This window comes from Burkholderia sp. BCC1996, assembly GCF_905339955.1.
GTDB lineage: Bacteria > Pseudomonadota > Gammaproteobacteria > Burkholderiales > Burkholderiaceae > Burkholderia.
The window spans coordinates 253,717-264,652 of record NZ_CAJPHM010000006.1 but is presented as its reverse complement, the minus strand read 5'-3'; the positions used below and the strand labels follow the sequence as shown (position 1 = coordinate 264,652).

General features: G+C 58.3%; 4 protein-coding genes. All 4 read right to left on the bottom strand.

Features of this window, described 5'->3' with window-relative positions; translation table 11 throughout:
* Positions 1–49 precede the first annotated feature (49 nt).
* From U4Z64_RS11185 to U4Z64_RS11170, 4 genes are read right to left on the bottom strand one after another with little or no spacing between them, the layout of a single operon-like run.
* Complete coding sequence (locus tag U4Z64_RS11185; protein ID WP_321819964.1) at positions 50–2,572, bottom strand: DUF6270 domain-containing protein; 2,523 nt, start codon at positions 2,570–2,572, stop codon at positions 50–52.
* Between the two features lie 22 nt (positions 2,573–2,594).
* Entirely contained in the window at positions 2,595–5,984 is a 3,390-nt protein-coding gene (locus U4Z64_RS11180; RefSeq protein ID WP_321819963.1) for a heparinase II/III domain-containing protein, read from the bottom strand.
* Between the two features lie 27 nt (positions 5,985–6,011).
* Positions 6,012–7,364, bottom strand: coding sequence for a hypothetical protein (locus U4Z64_RS11175; RefSeq protein ID WP_321819962.1), 1,353 nt, complete (start codon positions 7,362–7,364; stop codon positions 6,012–6,014).
* A gap of 52 nt (positions 7,365–7,416) precedes the next feature.
* Positions 7,417–10,848: a heparinase II/III domain-containing protein gene (locus tag U4Z64_RS11170; protein WP_321819961.1), complete on the bottom strand. Its 3,432-nt coding sequence runs from the start codon at positions 10,846–10,848 to the stop codon at positions 7,417–7,419.
* Positions 10,849–10,936: the final 88 nt, after the last annotated feature.

Genomic DNA, 10,936 nt, shown 5'->3' with positions numbered 1-10,936 from the left:
CGGACGAACGGCCAGGTGCCGCGCGCCGCCGAAGCGGTTCGATCTCCCATCACGCCACCTTCTCCAGCACAAGCACCCCGTCAAGCAGATCGGCGGCGTCCTCCTCGATACTCAAATAGGCGAGTGCACGCAAGTTGCTACCACGGAATCCGACCGAGAATCCGTCATCGGGAATTGGATTGCCTTTGAAACGTTTGGCTAAATAGCGTGCAACATCCGGATGGCTGTTTTCGTCCGCACGGCTCGGAAACGGGACCAGAAAACACGCGCCGACCGGATGGGTGTCCGTGCTTTCGGCCAAGCCGACAGAACAGAACCGCGCAAAGTCGCCGTCGGCCGGATACGCCAGGTCGACGCATGGCCGACCCAGGAGCGAATCGAGCTTTGCGGCCAGAGATTCCCGCTGTACCGCTTCCCGCACAAAATCCCACTTCTTCAGCTTGACACGCGACTTCTGGCCTTCACGAGGAACGGCCGGAGGCGGGTCGGAGGGCGGTTCGTCCACTTGTTCGGTCTCACGATACGAAATCGCATCCAGCGTGCTGTCGTATGCGATGAAACGCTGCGAACGAAAGCCGACGCTGCGCTTGAAAAGGTTGATCCCCATCCCGTCATCCACGACGTACAGATAATTGATCGATTTGACCCACGAATACTTCTCGATCAACTCCTTCACGACGTGAAATACATTCAGGTTCATGACCCCGTTCTTCACGTGCTCCTTGTGACACAAAATATGGTTGATCTGTGCGAACTCGCCGAACATGAAGAGCGTGATGTAGGAAACCAGGCGCCCTTCATGCACGATACCGAAGAATCGCTCCGTGTGAAGTTCACACCCAGCGGCACTCGGATTCAACACATAAACCGGTGGATTCGAATAGTAGTACTCGGGAATCGGCCGCCCTTGGCGCATCGGGTCCGACGTGCGAATTTCGTAGATGTCCTGGTCGAAACCTGCATGGCCGCCTTCATGGAACCGGTATCCGAGGCGATTCGCCTTTTGAATCATGTTCCGTGACTTGTCGCCGATCGATCGCAGGTACGCTTCGATCGTATCGGGAATCGTCAGAAATGCAGGCCGCGCCTTCTGAAGGCTGGCCGGCATCAATTCCCCGCCCTCAGCCTCGAGAAATACGGGTTCCCGACCGAAACGATTGACATCGTGCCGTGACGCGAACGCGTCCATCGACGCAAACCATTTATCGCAATGGACGATACATTCCGGACCGCAGCGGTGCCGCTTGAGCAGCAGATTCGCGCGAATCGCCGGCTCGCGCGTGATGTTGACCGACTGGCTGCCATCCTTGCGTTTCGCGGTCAATGCAGGACTATCGAGCATTGCGCCGCCGGATTCGACGTTGATGTCCGAGAGGACGACCGGGCCATCGAAATTCCAGGTCAACACCTTGAGCGACGTGATCCGGCCGTCGACTGCGATCTCCGTCGTCAGTCGCTCTTCGCGCATGTCGCTCCTGAGATACCGGAAGTAGCCGACCCACGACTTCATGTACCCCATCGCATGCATGTCGGCATCGACCAGATTCTCGCCGGCGACGACAAGCAACAGGTTGCGGTTGCCCGACAGATCACCGTTGACGATCGCGGTCAGACGGATACGCGTCGCTGCCCTCGCGCGTACCGAAACCTCGAGACCCTGCATCGCCTTCTGCAACGTCACACGATCGGCGTGCCAGGCAGTCACCGGCGTTGAGTCTTCATGACGAAACCGGTTTCCGGCCAGCCGCAGCTTGTCCCGGACGTAGCTTACGAAACCCACGCTGCTCCCTTGCTTGTCAGAAGTTCCCGCGGCGGCGGCCCCGATTCGCGTCACATACCGATCGAGACATTCGAGCAAATGGGTGTAATACGCGGTCACATAGTGAAACGGGCTCTTTCCCCACTGATGATCGATTGCACCGACGAGCAATGCCGAATCGAAATGCAGGAATTGTCCGGCGGCCAGATCCTCGCGCATCCGCGCATATTGCCGCGACAGGAAAGCGTTAGCCTGTGCAACGTCGTCGGGCGAATAGGCCGGTGAGAAATTGGTGCCATCGGAGCAGGCCGAGCTCCAGTACACCTCGTTCACAATCAGCGCGTCAAGGCGCCCATGCGCCTTCAACGTTGCGACAAGGTGGCGCCAGCCCGCCTCCCAGCGATCGAAGAACGCATCCGTGAAAGCCTTGATCACCGTGCCACGACGCGTCCCGGCATCGAATCCGGACGACAGCAGTTCACCCGACACGGTGCAGCACGCGCCATGCTCGTCAACGAACACGCTGAATCGCTCGTCGATCAGGTCCATCAGCAACAAATCGAATCCGCCTGCGGCCAGTACGGCCATCAAGCCGTGCTCGACGTCCGATTGCACCATCCTGCGCTGAAACGGTGACGCGATCGCGTCAAAATCGACATTCTCCACCACGCCCGACGAAAATGCGGTCGCCAGCGAACTGCGCGCGAGATAGCCCGCCAGCTCGTACCGCTCCGCTTGCGGAAATCGATCGGTGAAGGCGTCTCGGCTCACGCAACTTCCATGAATCAGAAGCTTCGGTTTACTGCGCGCCATCCATTTTTCCTCGTACTTGCTTTTAGTTGTCGTCATGCAATCGCGCAGTGCCCGTCTCGAAGAACGGGTCCGTGCGCGCTGCGAAGTTCATCGCGGCCGGCGAGCAGTCAGTCAATCCGCCCTCACCGAGGCGAATGATCGTCGCATATGCCATGTCTCCGCCTCGCGAGCGCAGATCCACGCCAGTGGTCGGCACGACCTTGCCGAACTCGAAGGCCGTCCAGCCGCGAATCTTGTCGTCACCCTGGCCCCTGTATATATCGGCATTTGCACCGCGATGGATAAGGGTGCCAGCGAATTTTTGTGCGCTCAGGTGAATGCACTCGTCATCGCTTTCAACGTCGATCTCCGGGCCAAGGAGAAAGCGTTGCACCACATCGGCCGTATCGGGTGCGTCGAACGTGTCCACCACGACGACTTCATCCGATCGCCCCACAAACACGTAACGGTTGAGCGTCGCGTCATATCCCGGCACCGTATAGGCACAAGCGATTCGGACACCATCATCTGATTCTTCAAACTGCTCGATGCGCCCCGAGACCGGGCCGAACTTCGACTGGACCTCGTGTCGCGGCAAGCCATCGAGCGCCGCCGGAACAATAGCACTATGGCCGGTGGTCGACGTAATGCAGCGCGAATAAGGATCACCTTGATCGTATGAATAGCTGCCGGCGTCGACTACGACGTCGACCCCGTTGTACTGCAAGTAGATCGACGAATCGTCCATCTGCTTGTGCCATTCGGTCCGCCCGCCACACACCAGCGAAAAGTAGAGGCCGTCACGCTTCACCACGGCAAATCCTGACTCGGAGAAGCAAAACGCGCCATCACGCGACTGCAGTCCGAGATCGTAGCGCGGCGAATCGCCTATCGGCGGAATTTTACCGTCAGGCAGCACGCACAGTTCGAGTGCATTGGATGCCGTTCCGATCAGTGCATCGATTCCGTCCCGCAAATCACCGGCGATTTGGAGATTCGCAAGTATGGCGCGCAGCTTGCGGTACAGCGACAAGTTGAAATTGTGATAGCCAATCGTGTTCTCGTTGCACAGACCGTCCTTGTCGAACGACTGCGCGGCAAGCGACAGAATCCGATCCGTTGCAATCTCCAGATAGCCGCGGCCTTCACCATCGGCCAGTAAGGCACATACATAGATCAGCGATGTCGCGCCCATCAGCTTGTGGTTTCCGACACCGAGATTCCTGTCGTCGGCAAGCCACTCGGCCCAGCGATGAATTTCCCGCAGAAGACGCACGCGCAGCCTGGTCGACGCGCCGACCTCTTCTAGAACCTGGTGGCAGGTCAGCAGCACCTTCAAGCGCTCGCTGGCTGAATGGTCGGCGGACGGAATACGACCGATCGCGAGCCGATTCTCCGCAATCGCCGTAAAATCCATGAAGCTCGAGATCAGCTCGATTGCCAGCTTGCGTGCATCGGCGTCCTTGCGCTGTGCCCAGGTTGCCAACAGACGGCCAACATAGGCGAGCGAGTAATACCACATGCGATCGGCATTCAATGCAAACGTGTGATTCCACGGAAAGCGCGTACCGACCTTGACGTCGATGCGCGTCGCCCCCGTCATGAACGACATTTGAGCGGTGCCGGCCGTCAGCCAATCCGCTGCGAGTGGCTGGTAGTCGTCGACCAGACGCACCCTCTCCAGTCTTGACGGACGGACAGCCGTGGCTGCCAGGAAGTCGGCTTCGGCCATGACCCGAACGTCCGGCGTCTCGTCGGTCTCGGATGCGGTGCCCGGCGCCTGGGTCACCTTCTCAAGCACCAGTATGCCGTTGCAGAACTGCTCAGCCCAGTCGGCGATTTCAAAAAACGCGAGCGCACGCAACTCGCCTCCCTTGAAACCGGACTGAAAACCATCGTTTCCAACCGGGCTCCCTTTGAAGCGTCGCTTGAGATAGTCAGCAACGCCGTGGCCGGTATCCGCGTCGGCCCGGCCGGGAAACGGCACGGCAATGATCGTCCCCGCCGGCTGAACCGCAACTGACCTCATCAGTCCCTTGCCGATGTACTCGACAAATTGTTCCGGGACCGGCTGCGGCATCTCGACGACGGCACGGCCGATCCTGTCGGCGACATGTGCGAGTGCACCCTCGGCCGCGATCGATTCGCGAATAAACGCCCATTGCGACAACCGGAGCTTTTCCTTTCCTTTACTTTCGTGCCGTGCGCTCAGTACATCGTCCGCGTTCTCGGACACCGATTTCGCGGGGCTATCAAACATCGCCGGCGCACCGTCGTACGTCAGGAAGCTGCGAGGTGCAAATCCGACGCTGCGCCGGAATGTATCGATACCGCTATCTTGGCCGGCGATGTACATGTAGTTCACCGCCTTCACATGAGGATGATGCGCGATCAACTCATCGACCATATGCAGGACGTTGAGATTCATTACGCCGTTCGTGGCGTGCGCCTTGTGGCAAAGAATATGATTGACCTGCGCCAGTTCACCGAACAGAAATACGGTGATATACGACACCAGTCGGTCACCGAGAAAAATTCCGATGAATTTCTCGGTATGTAGCGCGCAACCCACCGGACTTGGTGCGACGACATACTGCGGCGGGTTCGTATGGAAATATTCTGGAATCGGGCGCCCCTGGCGCATCGGATCGGAAGTTCGGATCTCGTAGATGTCCTGGCCCAGCGTCTCGGGTCCGACACGCCTGAACGCGTAGCCGAGCTTCCGGGCTTTCCGGATCATGTTTCGCGACTTGTCGCCGATCGATTTCAGATACGCGTCGAGCGACGCCGGGATCTCGAGAATGGCAGGTTGCGCACGCTGCAGTGAAGCCGGGACCAGTTCCCCCGTGTGCGTCTCGACGTACACGTCATCGCGACCGAAGGCGTCGCTACGAGCCCGAACCGCGAACTCGTCCATCGACTCGAACCAGCGATTGCAATGCGCAACGCAATGAAACCCGCAGTTCGTCTTGCGAATCAAAAAATTAGCCGACAGCGACCGGCTGCCGTCCGCGGTCAGCGGGTGCCACCGCTTCATGACCCTGCGCGACGGGCCGGGAAACACGGGAACGGCATCTTCACTCGTCAGTACGATGTCTTCGAGTACCACAGGCGTCGTCATGTTCCACGGCCGAATCTGGAATCCGGTCACCTCCGGAATCACCTCGAAGTCGAACGCGAGCTTTCCGTCCTTTATGGACGGCGCCAGATACCGATAGAAACCGGAAGATGTCTTGATGAAGCCGATCTCTGCTGCCTTTGCTTCGGTCAGACGCTCGCCCGTGATCACGAGAAGCAGGTTGCCCTTTTCAGGCGGCGTCCATCCCACCATCGCGGACAGACAAACCACGCTCCTCCGCTCAACGGTAAACATACCGTTGAGCACCCCGCGCCCGCGATTCAGTACAACTCGATCGATCCATGCTTCATTCATAGCGGCACCATACCTTGCTCATTGTTCTCAGGCCCGCGGCCCGTCTTCATTCACGTGCGAATCAGGCGACACCCCGACATGATTCGGCATTCGGTCCGGCAGGACGCTGACTGATTCGATCGCGTCTGGGCCGGCCTGCGCAAGCCTGACCAGGAATGCATTGATGGCCTCCTTCGGTGGCGGTTCGTGTCCTTGCGCGAGACTGCCGAGGTGCAGGAAGAACCGCTCGTCCAGCCAGCCCCAGAACTCGGTTCCACGAACATCACGAAAGCTCGAATTCGACAGGAACGGTTTCAGGTGATAGTCGGTATGCCAGTCCGTGAAGTTCTGCAGATAAATCACTCGATTCCCGTCGCTTGGATAGACCTGCCACAAGTCGACCACGGCCACTTTCTCGAGCCTTTCGCGAAGCGTCACGAGATCTTCTGTACCAAAGCAGATGCGGCCGAAATTCCGCACGGCCGTTTCCTCGAACGCCAGGATCGAAGTCTGCGGATTCCATACGAAGGCGGTGGAATCGGCAAATCTCGTCGACAAATACAGCGATGCGAACCCGCCGCCCGACCCACCCCAGAAAACCAGCCTCTTGGGAGCGAGAATGGAACGGACCTTCTCTGTGATCAATTCATACAGGTATTGCAGCGGCGTGGTCGACGTGCCGACGTGCCATGCAAGCGTCAAATCCGGATCCAGCAGCAACGCAGGATCGGAAAATATGAGGACGGAACTGTTCACGTCGTTCATCATCGAAACGCCGCTAAATACGGGCAGCTTGAACACCTCGGAGCGCGGTGCATTGCCATGAAGAAAGCAAAATAGCGCAGGGCTGCGTCGATCCACGAGCAGAAATTCGATCAACAGATCATTGACCGGGACGATATGTGCGGAATTTGGCAGCGCTGTCGCAGACAGAAACTCGCTTATGCTGGCCCATACCTTCGGCGGATATCGCGCGGCATCGCGCGCAGCGGCATATCGTGCCGCCAGTTGATCCGCGGCAGGACTCGTAAGTGCGACGAAGGAGTGAAGGCGCACGAAGTCGTTCGCCCCCCACGTCACGATCTTGAAGCGGACGGTACCTGCAAACGGAGTGGCTTGGGAAAACTCCCAGTCAAGCGATACACGGCCTGCGCAAGTCGGTACGTATCGATACCACCAGCCATGGTGGGAATATACAAGTCCCAGTCGTTCGGGCTCGCTTGGCAGTTCGCTGAACTCGACCTGAACCAATGCGCAATGGGTTCCGACTTGCGACCCGCAGACCAGGTCCATGCAAACGGAAAACCGTCGCACGCCCGTGATATCGAGCGAAAATTGAACACCCGCATCGGACAGCTGAATGCCATCAGTCGAGTGATAGCAGTTTGAAATATCGTTCATAAGCCGAGACCGTGAATCTGGGAAAGGCAGCGCGACAATCGGTGGCAACCGATCATCTCGTGAAGAACGGATCGGATTTGTTCGCAAATGCTCGCGCACTGTCGGAACAACCTTCCGGATCAGTGCCGTTCAACACAACGATCGACGAGAATTCCCCGGCAACCGGTCCTCCGCTCAGATCGATACCCGTGGTCGGCGAGATTTCGCCGAAGTCGTATGTACTCCAACCTCGCACTTTTCCATCCTGCTCGCCGCGGTAGAAGTCCGCATGGTGCGACGAATGGATGATCGCTCCCGTGAACGTTTCGCCCTGCAGCCGGATGATTCCTTGTTCCGCGTGCGCCGAAACGTCCGGCGCAAGCAGAAAGCGCTGCACGGCAGCCGAGGGATCCGGCGACTTCACCATGTCCACAATGACAACCTCGCCGATCCAGTGGACAAACACGAATCTCCGGAAGCTTGTCCAGCACCCGGGAACGGAGTAAGCGCACTCGATCCGCACACCGTCGTCGCTTTCCTCGAACCGCTTGATGCTGCCCGACACCGGTCCGTACTTCGCGATCAGTTCGTATCGCGGCAAACCATCGAACTGAGAAAGAAACACACCGCTATGGCCAGCCGACGAACTGATGCAGCGCGTATGCGGATTCCGCTGATCGTACGAGTAGCTCCCGCCGTCGATAAACACGTCTTCTCCCCTGTACTGCAGATAGATCGCCGTGTCGTCCATGTGCTTGTGCCAGTTCGTCCTGCCGCCGCAGATTAACGACATATAGAAGTCGTCGCGCTTGACGACCGCGAACCCGGACTCGAAGAAGCAGAACGACTCATTGACGGAGGTGACGCGCGAGTCGTAGCGCGGCGAGTCGCCGATGGGCGGAATCATGCCGTTAGGGAAAATGGCGAACTGTAACGCGCGCATCGCGTTGTTGAGGACGGGTTCGATATCGGCTCGCATCGACGCTGCGATGCCCAGTTTGCCGAGTGCCTCGTGAATCTTCGTGTACAACGACAGGTTGAAGTTGTGATAGCCGATCGTATTCTCGTTACACAGCCCATCCTTGTCGAACGACTCCTCCAGCAGCGCGCGCACTCGGCGCAGCGCCGTTTCAAGATAAACCGCGCCGGCCTCGTTCGACAGAAGCGAATACATGAACATCAGGGACATGCAGCCCATGAGCTGATGGTTGCCCACACCGAGATTGGCTTCCTCCGTCAGCCATTCGGCGCAGTAATGCATTTCCGCGAGCAATCGCGGCAACAGGGCGACGCATCGAGGATCGTCAGAATGCCGGATGATCTGATGCAGCGTCAGCATTACCTTCAATCGTTCGGCCGTGGCATGATCTGCGGAAGCAATCCCGTCCACGCTTGCACGATGCTCTGCAACGGCTACGTAGTCGAGATAGTCGGACGTCAACGACAATGCAAGTTCCAGGGACACGGAATCGTTGGACTGCTGGTATGTCGCAAGCAGTCGCCCGATATAGATCAACGAGTAGTACCACATGCGCACCGAGTTGTTCGGTAGTTCCGAATTCCACGCGAACGTCTTGTTCAGCTCGACATCGACGGTTGCCGTCGAATACGGAAACGACATCTTCACGATGTTTCCGAGGCGCCACCCGTTGGCCAAGGGCTGATACTCGTCGGCAAGGCGGACACGGTCAAGGGGCGACACACCTGCCGGAACAGACGCCATGAATCGATCTCGCGCAAGGAAGATTCCTTGGGGCTTGTTGCGCACGATCGAATCCGGACGCACGCCGCCTTTTCCGAACTTCTGGAACGCCTCTGTCAGACCGCGAACATTGCTCCTTCCTACTGGCGTCAATTTCTCGACCACCAACAGCCCCCGGAAGAACAACGCGTCATCATCGCTGACCAGGAAATAGCCCAGTACGCGAAAATCGCTGCCCTTGAACGCGGTTTCGAAACCGTCGTTCAATATGGGGCTCTGTTTGAAACGGCGGCGCATGTAATTGCAGAGCTCATCGTCGGCATCGGGAATCCGGTCCGGGAACGGTACTGCGAAACAGCTTCCCTCCATCCAGTCGATCACGGTCTCGCTCAAACCACGCGACAGATAACGCTCGAATTCCTGATAGACGGGCATCGGCAGACGCGCAACGCGCCGGCCGATGCGGTTCTCGATCGCCTGCATGACGTCACCGCTCACCTGCTCGCGCAGAAATGTCCGGCCGGGGTCTTTGACCTTCATCTTGAACGACGACGGAGATACCGCGGATGCCGCCGTCGAACCACTGGTCGGCAACCGATCCTGCTCATGCCGGGCGTACAACTCGACCACACTGTCGTACGTCATGAAGGCGGTGTCGCGAAAGCCGACACTCTCCTTGAAATGATTGATCCCACCCGCGGCTTGACCGACGTACAGATAGTTTACGATGCGCACCTCAGGCTGATGCCTAATGAGTTCGTCGACGACGTGAAACACGTTGAGATTCATCGCGCCGCTGCTGGCGTGGTCTCTATGGCACAGCAAGTGATTGACCTGCGCAAGCTCACCAAAGAGAAAGAGCGTGACGTACGCGACCAGTCGATCGCCCTTGAACACGCCGTAGAATCGCTCGGTATGCAGCCGGCAACCGACGGCACTAGGCTTCACTACATGCTCGGGCGGATTCTTGTAGTAGTACTCTGGAATCGGTCGGCCCTGACGCATCGGATCCGACGTCCGGATCTCGTAAATGTCCTGCGCATATTCGTCAGGGTCGATTGCCCGGTATTCGTAACCGAGACGCCTGGCTTTTCGCACCATATTGCGCGACTTATCGCCGATGCGGGACCAATACAAGTCGATCGATTCGGGAATCTCGAGCATCGCGGGCGCCGTGCGTTGAATGCTCGCCGGAATCAGTTCTCCGGTATTTCGCTCGACATAAACATCGTCGCGTCCGAACTCGGCACGCTTCGTCCGCTGCTCGTAGCCATCCATCGAGTCGAACCATTTATTGCAATGCACGACGCATGCCGGACCGCATGCATGCTTGGCGAGCAGCAAATTCGCTGCAACCGGTCGGCGCTGCTGCCCACCGAGCGACTCCCATTTCTTAATGATGCGGCGCGGACGAGCGGACAGGAATCGAACGCACCCCTCTTCGGCGCCCGTCATGCGAACGTCGTCCAGCACGACGGGCGGCACGCCAATGCCCCACAGTCGAATACTGACCGACGTGACTTCCGGCAAGATATCGAATGCATGGCACAGTCGTTCGTCCTTCACCGACTGCTTCAAGTACTGGTAATAGCCCCCCTTGGTCGGCACGAACCCGATTTCCGTTGCGTGCTGCTCCGTCAGTGCGTCACCGTTGATCAGGAGAATCAGGTTCGTGCCATCCGGCAATCCCCCCGCAATCGTCGCATCGAGTTCGATCGACGTCTTCTCGGCGACGTTCACTGCGCAGTAGATCATCGAGTTTCGCTCGCTCAATACGACGCGATCCATGTATTGGTCAGCCATCTTTCCCCGCCGCAGTTCTTGTCGACGGTGCGGTTCCAATCGTCAATGCCCCGCACCATTATCCTTTTCAGACTCACCCGTCTTGGGC

Excerpts from the sequence above, each read along its gene's own strand:
- U4Z64_RS11185 (WP_321819964.1), bottom strand. The coding sequence starts at position 2,572 with ATGGCGCGCAGTAAACCGAAGCTTCTGATTCATGGAAGTTGCGTGAGC.
- U4Z64_RS11180 (WP_321819963.1), bottom strand. The coding sequence starts at position 5,984 with ATGAATGAAGCATGGATCGATCGAGTTGTACTGAATCGCGGGCGCGGG.
- U4Z64_RS11175 (WP_321819962.1), bottom strand. The coding sequence starts at position 7,364 with ATGAACGATATTTCAAACTGCTATCACTCGACTGATGGCATTCAGCTG.
- U4Z64_RS11170 (WP_321819961.1), bottom strand. The coding sequence starts at position 10,848 with ATGGCTGACCAATACATGGATCGCGTCGTATTGAGCGAGCGAAACTCG.